Genomic DNA, 13,737 nt, shown 5'->3' on the forward strand with positions numbered 1-13,737 from the left:
GCTTATTTGCACGCGCCAGGGATGTGTCATGGCGATGTCATCAGGCGCAGGCTATCTGCGCCACATGAATATCGGTTCATATTTTCGTCTGGAGGGCGTGCTAGTCGCGGGCGCGGTCAATCTTTATGTCCAAGCGCGCAATGGCGCGCTTTGGGACGTCGGCCTGCTCAAAAATGTGGCTCATCTGCTTCAGTCGAACGTGGTGGTCGAAGGCATCAGGACAGGCGCGGAAGCGATCGCGGTCAACTGGATTGAGGCGAGCGAGCCATTTCAAAGGGCCCTTTCCTCAGCCGCATGAGCGGTGGCGAGTACACCGATTACCGTTGATCAACGGCTCAGTCACGCCCAGACCAAGCGCAGGTCGGTCAGTGGCGCCGAAGGGTCTGCTTGACCTCGGCCGTGATCGTATAGACCGCCTCGCGCTGCGCACCGCGATTGGGATGGTCGATACGATAACCCTGATAGTGCCGCCGCAAGAGACCCGCCTTCACCAGATCCGAAACCGCCCGGCTGACGCTGGTACGGCCCGATCGGATGATGCGCTCCTGAATTTGCGCTTCGCATGCGCGCTCCAACTCGGCAGGATCGCTTGCCTCGACCGCCGTCGCCATCACCTCGCTCCGAACCGCTTCCATCATGGCGATGCGGCGGCAGTCTCGCTTGGCCAAGGGCGCCAAAGCCTGGCAGAGCCAGTCACGTACCGGCACCCTCCCCTCCTCGGTATCCACATAAGGGCCGAGGCTGCCGTTCGGCCCAGCCTCTCGCGCAATCTGCTCCAGGACCAGAAGCGCGTAGCGCGGCCGACGGGTCACGGCCGCAATCCGATCGACCAGTTCCGGCAACTTTGTCCTGGCTGGTGCGGCCTTTGTTGCCTGCGGCGCAGACGGGCGCTGTTGCTCAAAAAGATCGGCCTGATAGAACATATCAGGAATCTAGCAGAAGCTGTCTCGCTGTGAATCCCCTTTTCTGCCTCCACCACACATAAAACCCATGTGTCACTTTACCGGGCCAGAGCCAGTGTTTTCGGGCAAATCCCCCCTTCCGGCCGGTCCATTTCCATCCTATGCACGGCACTCCAACAGAGGAACATACCCAATGAACAACACCGACCTCGCTGAAGCTCTGGCCGCCGATCATGGCCTCACCAAGGCCGATGCCCGCAAATATGTCGACGCTGTCTTTTCGTCGGTCGCCGGCGCCGCCGCCAAGGGCGACGAAGTGTCGTTGAACGGCTTCGGCAAGTTCAAGGTCAAGGACAGCCCGGCCCGCGAAGGCCGTAATCCCTCGACCGGCGCGACCATCCAGATCGCAGCATCCAAGAAGCTGACCTTCACGCCGGCGAAGGCCGTCAAGGACCAGCTGAACGGCTAAGGTCAACCGGCGCCGCTGATATCCGTCCGCGGCGCCCTTGATCGGTAAAATATCCCACATGTCACTTTAGCGCGGAGCAACGTGGACCGGTTAAGTGACACCTGTGTCAGTCACGTTTCTCACAGATCCAGCCCCAGGCTACGCTCGGGCAATGGCGGCAGAATTTCCGCGCCATCAAGCTTATCAGGCATTCGCCCCAAATCTTTCGCCGGCGCAGCGCCCATCGCATGGCCATCCGGCAGCGGCGGGAGATCGGGTAGCAGTCCAGAAGAATCAGCTCCCTCCGGTAAAGTGACACCATCGACGGGACCCGGATTGAACGGTTCGCGAGGCGCCACCGGGGCCTTCCCTTCAATATCGAGCCGCCCCATCGTCTCGAGCGACGAGGTCTTGTTGCCGGGATTGTGATCGAGCAGACGGGCAAGCTTCACCTTGTTATCCACGATCATCGTCAGTTCGTCGCGCACGCGCGTCACGCCGACATTGAACATCCGCTGATTGGAGAGATAGCGCTCGCGGCTGGACATGACCGTGATCGCCTTGTCGGTAGTGATCCCCTGCGCCATATGCATGTTCAGACTGTAGGCGAGGTCGAACCGGGAAAGCATCGCGTCGCCGACCGGCAACGTGAGCCGCTGGCCACCGCCCAAGTCGACCGTCACCTCTCGGGCATCCACACCGGCGACGCGCGCGATGGCGGCATTCAGCATGTCGCGTGGCTTGTCGTTCGCGGTCCAACGGATCATGTCGCCTTCGCGCAGGGTGAGGATCTTCGTTTCGGAAAGCTGGAGCCGATCCCGCGTTTCAGTGGGTGATAGCCGGTGGGGATAGAAGCGGATTTTCTCCCGGCCGCGCAGCAGATCGACCCGGCCATTGGCGTGGACCTGGACGACCTTGTAGCGCCCGCCCTCGAGGCCGACATCGCGGGCGCCGCCGCGCCCGACTTCGAGAGTCTGGCCGTGCCGGTAATTTGCGGAATAGCGTAGTTCCTCTCGCGTCATGTTCACGCGCTCGTAGACGGTGAGGCGGATTCCCTCACCCTTGAGCGTGCCCTCGTCCGCCAGCCCCGCCTGGATGCGCTCATTGATGACGGCGCGAGCCTCGCGCCCCGAAGCGAATACCGCGGTCACCGCTCGTTCTTCCGGTGATAAGTCAAGCCAGCGCTCGGCCGCTTCTCCTGCCGGGTCAGCGGACACGATGACCCTGTCGCCCAGCACTTTCATCGCCTGGCTGGCCTTGCCGACATTGGCCAGGGCCGCGATGGTGCGCAGCTGATCGGTGCGTTGGCGGATATTCTGGTCCATCCGCGCCATGGTGCCGCCGCCCGCCTGGATCATGGCAAAGGCCTTGCCCGCATCGATCGACGAGAGCTGCTTCCGATCACCGATCAGCGCCAGCTTGTCGATTCCGAGCGCATCGACGATCTGGTGCAGCTTCAGCATATCGCCCGAGGACACCATCGATGTTTCGTCGACCACAAGGGTAGCGCCAGCGAGCCGCTCCCGCGCTGCCTCATAGGCGGAGCCTTCGCGCTGGGTTACAAACCGATGGTTGGAAAGGACGAAGGAGGCGATGGTCTGCGCCTCGATTCCGGCACCCGCCTTCATGTCCGCCACCATCTTATTCTGGAATGCGAGGCCCAAAACCTTGCGCCCCTCGGCTTGCGCGACACGAACCACCGGCCATAGCATGGTTGACTTGCCTGCGCCGGCAATGCCCTGCACCAAAACCGTGCGATCGCTCGATGTGACGATGAGCGTGGCTGCGGCAAGCTGGCCGGGATTGAGCGGGTGCCGGCTCGCTTCCTGGAGCCGGGCAGGCGCGGAGGCGGGATCGAGCATCGGACTCGACTTGCCGTTGCCCGCTTCCATGTGGCCAAGGATCTTTTGCTCGGTCTGGAGCGCTTCGCGAGTCGTCACCATGCCAGAGGCGCGGCCCACGCCTTTAAGCAACAGGCCCTTGTCCCTCAACTGTTCGATCCGCCGCTCGACATGGTCGATGGTGACGCCCTTGAGGCCGAGATCGATCGCGGTCTTGGCAAGCTTATGCTGCTCGAACGCCGCCTCGCGCTCGGCATGGATGCGGATCGCCGAGGCCACCGCCAGCTGCGCCCGGCCGGCGGCCGGGGTTTGCACGATCCGGGCAAGGCGCCGATCGACCAACGGGTCGTCATGGCCCAGGATCGCACCCAATTTCGCCATAGCCATTTCCACGGCATTCTTGACCGCATGATAGCCGCGCTCCAGCGGACTCTCCGCCTGGATGACGCCGGCCCGCGCAAGCGCGGCCTCGACCAGTTCCTTGCCGGTAAAACCAAGCCCCTCCGCCTTGTCCTTCCAGCCCTGCACAAGTGCAGGGCGGTCACCGACATCGAGTTTGGGATCGCGGCTGTTGAGGGTTATCTGGTCCCGCGCCTTGTGCGAGGTGACGCCCAATTCCGCCACTTTCTCCTTGATCGTGGCGCTGCGCTGGCTGAACGCCTCCAGCACTGCCTTGGGAACGCCCGAAATCTCGAAGGTGCCATGCTTGCCCTTCAGGTCAACAACATAGCCGAGCTTCTCGATCTCGACGCGTAGAAAGGCGTGATAGATGGCGCCAATCACGCTGTTGTTGCTCCAGATCTTGTCGGCATGCAGCGCCTGCCATTTGCCATCCAACATCTTCGTCAGGTTGGCGATGACGGCATGGATATGGCCCTGCGGATCAAGCGCGCGGCTGGTGTCATGTTCAAACAGCGCATAGACCAGATTGCCGGTCGCGATCGGCACCTTGCGGCCCTCAATATCCTTGCGCCCCTGGGCGAGATTCTTCTCCACCCAGGCCATCGTGGCCTGCACCGCGGACATGTTGGCGGCGAGGATGCGGCGGTCGCCCGCGACATAGGCCATGACCGAGGCGGACTTGGGCATGGAGAAGGTAAGGTCGACGCCGGCGCGATGGTTCTCATGCCTGCCGACCTTCTCGCCGCTGGGCAATTCGCCGTTGAGAATGGCTTCGAAACTCTCCTTCCCGACCTCACCCGACAGGCTCAGATCGCGAGCCCCCTCCCCGGCCCACAGGCTGAGTTCAGACGAGCCTTCGACCGTATAATAATTGTCCTGGGCGAAATAGCTGGCGGCGCCTGACGCCGAGCGGACGGAAGCAACCGAGAGCATCGATCAGATCCCCATATCGAGATTGTCATCGAGGCCGGCGGAGAAGTCCTGGCGCAACTCGACCAGCGACTGATCCTCGATCGGGGCCGCGCGCGGCGCAGCGGGTCGGGAGCCTTCCTCGCTGTCTTCGCGATGCTGGGCCAAGACCTGGTCAGGACCACTGCGAGACGGTTCAGTCCCCTCCCCGTTTCCACCGGCGGTTGCATCGCCGGGCACGGTTTCGCCGGCGCGATCCTCACGCCCCTCCCCTGCACGGTGATTGGCATAATCCCGCTCCTCCTCCACCCCGTCGGTGAGGATGCGCGCGGCCAATTCCCTGGCGAGATTATAGGCCGGATCGCGGGCCTCCTCCGCGACCTGCGACGCCCCATCCCGGCCGCCTGCCTCTTCCTCCTCATCCGCGAAATAATCCTCGGGATTTTTGGATCGCACCGGCTCGACATGGGCGCGACGCAGGAAGCCTTCAGCGACTTTGGGATGGACTTTCCACTGGAGCAGGATGCGGGCCGCCGGGAATCCTTCGGGGAATTTCACAAAGCCGTGCATGGACGGCAGGTTGGTGATGTCGTCGGGCAGGACGAGGGGTTCGACCTGCTTGCGCGCGGTCAGGGTCGAAGCATCGCGGGTCTGGTTGTAACCGTAGCTGTAGGCCTCATCCATCTGCCGCACTTCACGGCTGCCGATATAGTGCGAACATTCCTCCGCGGTCTTGATATCGCCGGTCGCGAGGATCAGCTTGGTGCGGGCGAGCGAGGAGAGGTTTCTGGCGCCTTCCTCGCCATAGACCTCGACCAGCTTCTGGAAGCTGTGCAGCCCCAGGATCATCGCGCCGCCGAAATTGCGCGCGGTTTGCAACCCCTTTTCGATGGCGGGCACGCGGTGCAGCGCGCCCACCTCATCGAACATGAACCAGGTGCGGAGCGAGCGCGTGCGCGGCAGGGTCATCAGGCTGTTGATGGCGATGTTCATCCAGAGCGTCAGCAGGGGCTTGTTCATCTCCAGATCGTCATAGTCGGAGGTGACGAACAGGATGGAGCCCGGCGCCTTGTCCGCCGTCATCCACTGCCGGATCGAAAAGGGTTCGCCCTCGTCCGGCAGGAAGCGCAGCACCTGCGCATTGGTGTTGAAAACAGCGCGAATTGATTCCGCCATCCGGGCCGCTTCAGGCGCGGTCAGCGGATCGGCGATGGTGTTCGCCAAGGTGCGGTGGACGCGCTTGAGGTCAGCGGTCATCAGGTTCTCGGCCAGCGCCAGATTGCTGGTCTGGCCGCGTTCGATCAGGCGCATGCACATTTCGATGAACAGGGTGCGGGCAGCGAGCGCCCAGAAGGGTTCGGACGACCCTCCATCGGACGGAATAAGGGCAACCGCGGCCGACGTGAAATGGCTGTACGTCGAGCAGTCGTTGAAGATCGACCAGGCCGGACAGCGGACATCCATGGGATTGAGGATCGTGTCACGATCCGGGTCGTAAAAGGCCTCGACATAGGCGCCGGTCAGATCGAAGACGACCGCCGTATCCTGGCGTTGACGCATCTGGGTAATCAGGCTGCGCAACTGCGTGGTCTTGCCCGCACCGGTGGTGCCGAGCAACATGGTGTGGGACTGCTCCAGTCTGTGCGGATAGGAAACGCCGGCCAGGACATAAGGATGGTGGATTCCCCTTGCCTTGCGTTCGACAAAGGGGAGCCTCAGCACCTGTGACGGCGTCATGCCCGGGCACATCTCCGCGACATCTTCCTCGAATGCCGCATGATTATGCTGATCCACCTCCGAGCGCAGCAGGTCGAAATCGACCAGCATCGCGCCGCGCTCATGCCGTTCCTCCAATATGGTCTTGCCCCGGCGGCGCGACATGTCGACGAACCAGATGGCGATCGGCACGGCGAGGAAGATGGAGATCAGGACCGCGCCGAACAACCCGCGCATAGCCACCGCCCAGGCCTGCTTCACCTCCGGGATGGCCGGCACGAGCGGCATGATGGTGCGCAGTATCTCGCCGCTCGGCAGGGTCACATTGACCCGCTTGATCGGACTGAGGCCAACCCAGCTCCAAAGCTCGGCATAGAGCTTCATGCAGATCATCTGGAACCCATGCTCGTCGAGCTGGATCGACATGATCAGGAACCATGCCGCGACGAAGGTCAGGAACCACAGGATGATGGGCAGTTTGACACCGGAAAACCACATCAGCATCTCATGGGTGAGAAGCTGGCTGCCGCGGGTGAAATTGCCCGAGTTGCGCTGCACTTTCCCACGCGCCGAATGGTGGGTCAGGGGAACGGCCTTCCCGTTCGAGCGGATGTCCTTACGCGCCATGATATTGCACCAGGCGCTTGTCGGTTTCCGCGATGATGCGGTCACGCAATTGCGGATATTGTTCGCGGACAATGACGTCCAGCGCGAGGTGCTGATATTCGGCAATCCGGGCGAGCCGACGCTGCGACAGGCTGCCCTGTTTGTGGTTCGCCAGATAGGCTTCAACGGCCCTGCGCAGGACCTCGGCCGGGGTCATATTGTTGGTGCCGGCAAGGGCGCGAACCGCAGCCCATTGCTCATGGTTCAGCCGGATCGTCGCCGGGTGATAATCGGTACTCAAAGCCCAAGCCTCCTTGATGGAGGCTGGTGGGAAAAGCGGAAAGCGGGATCGCTATAGCATGGGCGCGGGACAGCAACAAGGAAAGCCAGTACCCTGAAAATCGCGGTGCTGCACGCACCGCTGGAAAGGACGGAAATGCTGGGTTTTGCAAGCGCTGAAATGGCAGGTGCCGTGAGCACCGCACCGTTTCGAGAGTAAAAATACGCTATTTCAATAGTTTAATTGCACCTTTAGGTGCGTGGGGTGTGCAAATCCTGAGATTTGGTCCAGGCGCCCTGGATCGGCCTGATCGCGTCATCGATGGGGAGGAAATGCCGTTCCGGCGGGGCGTGGTTCCGCCAGTCTGGCGGAACGAAAATCGCTGCCTTTGGCAGGCGACAAGAAGGACTGTCGTGGTCATCTCGCGCGGATGCGCAGCATCCAGCGCGCGGTCGCGAACGGCAGCATCGGTGCCGCTGTATCGGCAGGGGATCGTCACCTGACCGGGCGGAGACAAGGCGTGGCCTTGGCTCCGTGAGCATGGGGGTGCGGTAGTCCTGAAAGGGCGGCGGAACCCCAAGCGAATAGAGCCCCGATCGGCGGTGAGGAACGATCCGACGAGCCGCCAGTTCGACCCGTATCGCAGCTCTGAAGACGGGCTTTCCTGTTGCCCGCCAACGGGTTATAGCTGGGGGCGTCCGGAGCCCTATCTCATGGACAAGGAATGCCTCATGGCAAAGACATTGGAACAGGAACGCGCGGCGATAGCCGCCGAGCAGAACAGGCTCGACGCACGGCTGAAGCTGCTGGAAGATCGCGAGCGGCAAAACGCGATTATTGTCGTGGAAAAAGCGGGCTTGCTGAAGCTCGAACCCAAGAAGCTGGCGCGCATCGTTGACCGGATCAAGACGCTGGGACCGGACGAAGCGCAGAAGCGCTTGGGTGCCTGAAACAGACCCGGCGCGGCGGCACGCTGCGCCTGGACATGGCGGGCTCGATGCCCGCCATGTCCACATATCCGACAGCAAAAAAAGGGAGAGCCGCAGCCCTCCCGTGTCGGTCAATAGTTGTCCAGCATTTGGCCGGTAACGGTGTAGACGATCCGGTCGATGACCGTCATCGGCAACGGATCATGGTCGCCTTCGTCCAGCACGATATAGCCTGCTTCCTCGTCAACGATGACATGCTGGTCGAAGAAGCTGTGCAGCGCGCGGTTTTCGGCATTGGCGCAGGCTGCAAGATAGGCGGCGTGATCGGCGCGAAGTTGGTTCGTGATCATGTGCATGCATTCCTCCTGTCCTGAACTGACGGGGTCAGGGCGCGCGGGCGGAGCGGGGTCGGGTCAAGGACGCGGGCCACCGGCCCGCGCCGCGAAGCGGGGAGTGGGGGAACCGATTTTCTCAGGGATGGAACGGAGCGCAGCGCAGTGGAGGCCCTGTGAAAATTGGGGGGACCGCTCATCCTTGCACGCGGCCCCGCTCCGCCTGGCACAATGGGAATATAGTGAGATTTTCCCTCTCGTCGGGAGACCTCCGGCAAGGCGTAGCAGCGTGCGGACCGAAGGGTCCGCGCGGCATGCGAGCGAGCCGTTCCAGGTGACACGGCCAATGCCGACCGTACCGAGGCCCGATCCGTTCGCGCTCTCATGGATGACGTCCGCAGTGGCAGTAATCAATATCGATGCCAGTGAGGGCGCAAGCATTTGGATCATAGTCCGCATCCCGCTCAGCCTGGCTGTGGTAGTCATATCGTTCGGCGATACGGATTGCCTCGTCGCGATTGACCGGGTCCAATCCTTCCAGCAGGCCATCTATGGCCGCGCTGACGCGGCTCGCATAGACTTCATAGGCTTCACTTGTATTGCCGCGACACTCTTCGCTGGCAATCCGCTTGACCGCGGTTTCGAAGGCGATGAGAACGTCGCTCGGCTTGGTATCGAAGTGCGTTGAAGCGTTCAGGTTTTCGGGATTGATCTCCAGTCCCAGATCGGACGTCAGCGCGAGCCGTATGCGGATGCTGCGATCCGCCTCGGCGCGGTGAACCCTGACGCGCCGTCCCTGGAATTGCGCTTCTTCAAGAACCTGGATCACATCAGCATCATGATCGAAGGCCCGCACCACGCTCGCGAGCGCGAGCGGGCAAATGCGCGCTTCGAAGTGATAACCAAGATAGTCGTCATCGGGGCGATCAGGATAGAGCAAGATCGTTCCCATTCGGCTACCTTCCTCCCGCAAATAGTGCCGAAACGCAGCAAGGTGCCGGGCGGTAATCGCAGCGACCGGACCAGCCCGGTCATCAGCGTTGGTGGCGACGCGGAATGTAATGGACATGGACTTTCCCTTCCCTCGTTGGACCGCATCACCAGCCCCCTCTCTCCCTTTGGTCGCGCAGATGTTGAAGGAGATCGGAGCGGCGCTGACATGGACGCGCGGGCTTCGCGGCGCGACGGGGCTCGATGCCCCCGAGCGCCGCATTTCCGACAGAAGGAAAGAGGAGAAACCCCGGCCGGAGCCGGGGCTTCTCCGGTGGGCTCACGCCCGCCGTTCAGTGCGCTTGGCGAGGCTGGCGCCGACATTCTTCACGACATGAAGCGGCACCCCGGCGGCGCGCAGTTTCTGGGCGAGATTGGCCTGGATACCCGTGCCCTCGCAGATCACCGCCTCGACGGGCTTCAACGCCAGCATCCGGTCGTTGCGGACGAAGGCGGCGCGATTGCCGAGGCTCCGGTCGAGACGGAACTGGATGACCTTGACGCCCCGCGACGCCGCCCATGCCTGCGCGATGGCGTCGCAACCCTTGGTCTGCGCGGTCGTGGCGAGGATCATCTCGGGGATGCGCGTCTTGATTGCGTCGAGACCGTTCCACAGCCGATCGCTGTCCTCCCAGTTTGCGCCGCCCGAAAAGACGACGACCGGCCCCTCCGGCGCGAATTGCTCACGCCGTTCGCGGGCGCGCGCGGCGAGATAGTCACGCGAATCAATCATCGACGCGGTGGTCCCGCCCGATACCTTGCTGCCGCGAACCGGCGAGAAGGGCCGACCGGTTTCCACTCGGTGCACGTCGGCCGCGTGGTCCCGCATGCATTCCATCGCCTGTCGGCATCCCTGGAGCGTCTGGCAAAGCAGCTGGGTTTCTTCCAGTTCGGTGGCGTAGATTTCGGATGGATCATATTCGCGTGCCAGTTCGCCCAGCTTCTTGGCGGCATCATCTTCCCGACCTTCGATGCGCTTGGCGACGACATGGAAGCTGTTCGTAAAGCCCCACGAAAGATCGGCGGTGTAGGCCTCCATCCGGGTGTCGCGCAGCACGTCGAACAGCGTCTGCATCACCATCTCGACGGCAGCCCGAACCTGCTCTGGATCGGGCATGTCGAGTTGCTGCGCATCCTCAACGAAGCTGAGCTTCGCCATCTCCGAATGCTCGATGAAAGCGTGTTCGTATGTCGATGAGAGATCGCGATTTTCGGTCTGCGAGGCGATGAAGCTGGCGAGATCGGCGAAGTTATTGAACTTGGACATGAAAACCTCCAAAGAATATCTCTCTCACCTGGGATCAGATGAAAGATGATCGTCATCGGTGGCGCGGGAGCGCTTTAGTCAGGGACGCAGGGCATCGCCCTGCGCCGCGAAGCGGGGAGTGGGGGAACCGATTTTGTCGTGGGTGTAACGGAGCGCAGCACAGTGGAGGCCGCGTCAAAATTGGGGGTACCGCTCATCCTTGACGAAAGTGCTTGGAGCGCCGCATAATGTGGCGATGAAGCTTGTCTGATACCGAAATGTGAGAGAGAACTCGATTTGCCCGCGTGGTACGCGCGGTTAACAGCAAATCGACCGCACGGGGGCGCAACGCATCCGACATTCCAGATGATCGACGTAGGCGCTGAGCGAGAACAGGTTCTTGGCCAGCTCTTCGTCATTACAGGATGCCTGACATCTGAATTCGATGGTCATGGCGGACCAGTCCAGACCTTCGAGCAATTGCGCGCGACGGAACGCGAAGCGCTCCAGCGCGGCGAGTTCTCGATAGGCGGTGACGAGCAGCGGGCTGATGGGGAATGGCATGATCCTGGCTCCCGTAGATAGGCATGAAAAAAGACAGGGTCCGTTTCGAGGGGGACGAAACGGACCCTGTAGGAACCGCGCATGCAGAGCAGGTCATGCGCGGTGGGGAGAGGATGGATCAGGCCGCGATGGTTTCGTCGGAGCCCGTCTGCTGCTGACGCTTGCCGCGGCCGGACCGGGGTTGTTCTTCGCCGAAGCCGCCCTGCGCGGTGCTTTCGCCCAGGCCATCACCGCCCGCAGGCGCGGCTTCTCCACCCGGCAGCGGCGGCAGACCCGAATCGGCTTGGCGAGGCGCCATTGCAGCGTCGACGTCGCGCTTGCGGTTGGGGCGCGACCAGACGATGTTGTACGAGCCGTCGTCCTGCCGGAAGGCGGAGATGTAGAGCGGCTTGTCGAAGCTTGGATCCTCGATCTTACCATTGAGGAACATCTCGCCGGTGCCATTGGCCGGCAGTTCAAAGAACGCACCAACCTGGACCCATTGCTTGGCTGCCGAGAGCGCGAAGATTTCATATTTTGGCGCCCGGGGATTGGTCGAGTGCACTTCGCGCAACGCAATCGTCAGACTGACGGTCAGAGTCGAGATCTTGCCGAGGAAGGTGCCGCTCTCATTCTGGCTGATCGAACCGATGTTCATGGGACTTCTCCTAGAGGTGCTTCTCCCGAACCCTTTGTCCGGGACACAATCCTCTCTCCCCCTCCTCTCCTCGGCCCTTCGGCCGAGCGGGCGCGCGAGCGCCCCTCCGTCAGCGCCTTCGCGCTGACGGGATGCCTTGGGGCAAGCAAGATGGACCAGGCGTGGAGATCCCGCCGGTTTCGATCAGCGTAACATTGCGGTTTTGAGCGCTGCGTTATGACGCCCGCGGCACAACCGGCGGGCCGACGATCTGATCAGACCACCTTGTCGTCGAAATTGCGCCAGCGCTCCACCAACTCGATCATTTGATGTTTCTTGCCGAAGGCATCGGGGTAGATCGCACCCTCATGTTGACCAAGAAAACCGATGATTGTGGTAATATGGGTGGCGATGGTGCAGTCGACGCCGAAAAGATCGGCAATCGGAAAATGACCGCAATCATCGCCATTCCACCAGGCAAGCAGGAAGTTGGCAACCCGGCGCGACTGTCCCGTGTCAGACTGGGCAATAGCGATCAACCGATCGAGCGCCTTGTCTGCCGCCGCGCGACTGAATGGGGTTACATCCATATTCTGCCTCCTGCCGAGGCCAGGATAGCTCAGCTAACCAGCTATGCAAGATTGCCGGGCTGCGCGCAGGATCGTTCGGCGGGAGGTTCAGGATATCGGTTGATATGAGCGGACAGTCGGGAGGCCAGATGACGGTGCGCGGAACCGAGCCGATCGAGGATGAGACGGGCCTCCTCTCGATAGCGCTCGATCCGAACCGGCTTCCAATGCTCAGGTGCGCCCCTCAGATTGCAGATCCGGTCGGCGAGCTTCACGCACCAGATGGCCTGGGGCTGACGCTCTATGCGAACCAAGCTATCTGCCATAGCGTCCGCCTTGGAAAGATTTTCGAGCTTGGAGAGCGCCTGCACACCGTCGGCGACAGCCGGTCCGAAACGCTTGCGCAATGTGCTATGCTCGACGCCCTGGTCCTCGATACAGTCATGGAGGATCGCACAGGTCACGGCCAGCGCGATATCAGGCATTGGCTCGACCTGATGGGCGGCCAGAACCTCCATCGCGACGGCGCCGAGATGCTTGAGATAGGGTAGCTCGGAACCGGGAACGAACTGGCCAAGATGGGCGGACGCCGCGAAATCCCACGCGGCAAGCATGGCGTCCGCAAGATCGGGAGTCTGTTCTTGGTCGGTCAAAATGTCGCGTGCCCTCTCCGTGCGAAATTCAGTTGGTGCTGAGCCAGGGATTGATGACGCCAAGGCCTGCGGCCTCGAATGGTGCCGTATCACGTGTTGAGACGATAAATCCGTTAGCTGCCGCGATCGCCGCAATATAGGCGTCCGGTGCGGGGAACCCCTTGCCTTTCGCGCGGGCAAGAGTGGCAAGGTCCGCGTAGTGCCGCGCTGCATCCTGATCGAACGACAGGATTCGACCTGCGTACAGCTGTTCCGTGCGCTCCAACGCTGCTTCGAGAAAACTCCGCCGCTTGCTTGCAGGTAGAACCATGATGCCGAAACGCATCTCCGCCATCGTGATAGTCGTCAGATAAAGGGCATCAAAGGGTTGGGCATCAAGCCAGCGCCGGACGGAAATCGAAGGTTGCGGTTTTGCCATTTCGGAAATGACATTGGTATCTACAACGATCATCAGTCGAAGCTCATTGGCGTCGCGGGGCGGCGATCCCTCGCGCCTTCGATTGCCGCCGCCTCTTCCTCGGTCAACCCAGCGGTGCCCCAGATTTCGGAAAGTGCCGAACCCATGAGCCTTCTTCCCTCCGGCATCGCGGCCTGCTCCAGGATGATGCGAATTTCGGCTTCGGTGCTGCGGCCATGCTGGGCTGCGCGCACGCGCAAAGCCCGATGAACTTCATCCGGGATGTTGCGAACGGTGACGGATGCCATTTGCTTCCAATCTCATAAAATGACAGGAT

General features: G+C 61.9%; 16 protein-coding genes. 3 read left to right on the forward strand and 13 right to left on the reverse strand.

What is annotated here, in order from left to right; translation table 11 throughout:
* Positions 1 to 28 precede the first annotated feature (28 nt).
* Positions 29 to 298, forward strand: a complete 270-nt coding sequence (locus H5V43_RS21830) for a DUF5818 domain-containing protein (RefSeq protein WP_025548968.1) — start codon at positions 29 to 31, stop codon at positions 296 to 298.
* Between the two features lie 67 nt (positions 299 to 365).
* Here H5V43_RS21830 and H5V43_RS21835 read toward each other — a convergent pair whose 3' ends face one another.
* Positions 366 to 923 carry a hypothetical protein gene (locus H5V43_RS21835; RefSeq protein WP_025548970.1) on the reverse strand — a complete coding sequence of 186 codons (558 nt, stop codon included), beginning with the start codon at positions 921 to 923 and terminating at the stop codon, positions 366 to 368.
* Between the two features lie 67 nt (positions 924 to 990).
* On the opposite strand from H5V43_RS21835, the gene H5V43_RS21840 reads away from it, so the two are divergent.
* Positions 991 to 1,371, forward strand: coding sequence for an HU family DNA-binding protein (locus H5V43_RS21840; RefSeq protein WP_274599463.1), 381 nt, complete (start codon positions 991 to 993; stop codon positions 1,369 to 1,371).
* 119 nt (positions 1,372 to 1,490) lie between these two features.
* Here H5V43_RS21840 and mobF read toward each other — a convergent pair whose 3' ends face one another.
* The 3 genes from mobF to H5V43_RS21855 are packed head-to-tail and all read right to left on the reverse strand — an operon-like array spanning position 1,491 to position 7,125.
* A complete protein-coding gene (gene mobF, locus H5V43_RS21845; RefSeq protein WP_025548972.1) occupies positions 1,491 to 4,526 on the reverse strand; it encodes a MobF family relaxase in 3,036 nt (1,011 codons plus the stop codon).
* 3 nt (positions 4,527 to 4,529) lie between these two features.
* Complete coding sequence (locus H5V43_RS21850; RefSeq protein WP_025548974.1) at positions 4,530 to 6,845, reverse strand: type IV secretion system DNA-binding domain-containing protein; 2,316 nt, start codon at positions 6,843 to 6,845, stop codon at positions 4,530 to 4,532.
* Positions 6,835 to 7,125 (reverse strand): ribbon-helix-helix domain-containing protein, encoded by a 291-nt coding sequence (locus H5V43_RS21855; protein ID WP_025548975.1) that lies wholly within the window; start codon positions 7,123 to 7,125, stop codon positions 6,835 to 6,837. Before H5V43_RS21855 ends, H5V43_RS21850 begins: the two co-directional genes overlap by 11 nt.
* Before the next feature lie 692 nt (positions 7,126 to 7,817).
* Here H5V43_RS21855 and H5V43_RS21860 point away from each other — a divergent pair.
* Complete coding sequence (locus tag H5V43_RS21860) at positions 7,818 to 8,054, forward strand: hypothetical protein (RefSeq protein ID WP_244968723.1); 237 nt, start codon at positions 7,818 to 7,820, stop codon at positions 8,052 to 8,054.
* Positions 8,055 to 8,164: 110 nt separating this feature from the next.
* On the opposite strand, the gene H5V43_RS21865 is transcribed toward H5V43_RS21860, so the two are convergent.
* The 9 genes from H5V43_RS21865 to H5V43_RS21905 all read right to left on the reverse strand — a co-directional run bounded on the left by H5V43_RS21865 (position 8,165) and on the right by H5V43_RS21905 (position 13,708).
* Positions 8,165 to 8,389, reverse strand: a complete 225-nt coding sequence (locus H5V43_RS21865; RefSeq protein ID WP_025548977.1) for a hypothetical protein — start codon at positions 8,387 to 8,389, stop codon at positions 8,165 to 8,167.
* 358 nt (positions 8,390 to 8,747) lie between these two features.
* Positions 8,748 to 9,434, reverse strand: coding sequence for a hypothetical protein (locus H5V43_RS21870; protein ID WP_025548979.1), 687 nt, complete (start codon positions 9,432 to 9,434; stop codon positions 8,748 to 8,750).
* A 201-nt stretch (positions 9,435 to 9,635) separates the two neighbouring features.
* On the reverse strand, positions 9,636 to 10,622 hold the full coding sequence (locus H5V43_RS21875) for a DUF2493 domain-containing protein (protein WP_025548980.1): 987 nt from the start codon (positions 10,620 to 10,622) through the stop codon (positions 9,636 to 9,638).
* 297 nt (positions 10,623 to 10,919) lie between these two features.
* On the reverse strand, positions 10,920 to 11,165 hold the full coding sequence (locus H5V43_RS21880) for a hypothetical protein (RefSeq protein WP_025548982.1): 246 nt from the start codon (positions 11,163 to 11,165) through the stop codon (positions 10,920 to 10,922).
* A gap of 118 nt (positions 11,166 to 11,283) precedes the next feature.
* Positions 11,284 to 11,802, reverse strand: coding sequence for a DUF736 domain-containing protein (locus tag H5V43_RS21885; protein ID WP_025548983.1), 519 nt, complete (start codon positions 11,800 to 11,802; stop codon positions 11,284 to 11,286).
* Between the two features lie 254 nt (positions 11,803 to 12,056).
* A complete protein-coding gene (locus tag H5V43_RS21890) occupies positions 12,057 to 12,371 on the reverse strand; it encodes a DUF7673 family protein (protein WP_025548984.1) in 315 nt (104 codons plus the stop codon).
* Between the two features lie 41 nt (positions 12,372 to 12,412).
* Entirely contained in the window at positions 12,413 to 13,003 is a 591-nt protein-coding gene (locus H5V43_RS21895) for an HD domain-containing protein (RefSeq protein ID WP_025548986.1), read from the reverse strand.
* Positions 13,004 to 13,031: 28 nt separating this feature from the next.
* A complete protein-coding gene (locus H5V43_RS21900) occupies positions 13,032 to 13,454 on the reverse strand; it encodes a type II toxin-antitoxin system VapC family toxin (protein ID WP_025548987.1) in 423 nt (140 codons plus the stop codon).
* Positions 13,454 to 13,708 (reverse strand): FitA-like ribbon-helix-helix domain-containing protein, encoded by a 255-nt coding sequence (locus tag H5V43_RS21905; protein ID WP_025548988.1) that lies wholly within the window; start codon positions 13,706 to 13,708, stop codon positions 13,454 to 13,456. The genes H5V43_RS21900 and H5V43_RS21905 overlap by 1 nt, the downstream gene beginning before the upstream one ends.
* Positions 13,709 to 13,737 lie beyond the last annotated feature (29 nt).

The organism is Sphingobium fuliginis (genome assembly GCF_015074805.1).
Taxonomy (GTDB): Bacteria; Pseudomonadota; Alphaproteobacteria; order Sphingomonadales; family Sphingomonadaceae; genus Sphingobium; species Sphingobium fuliginis.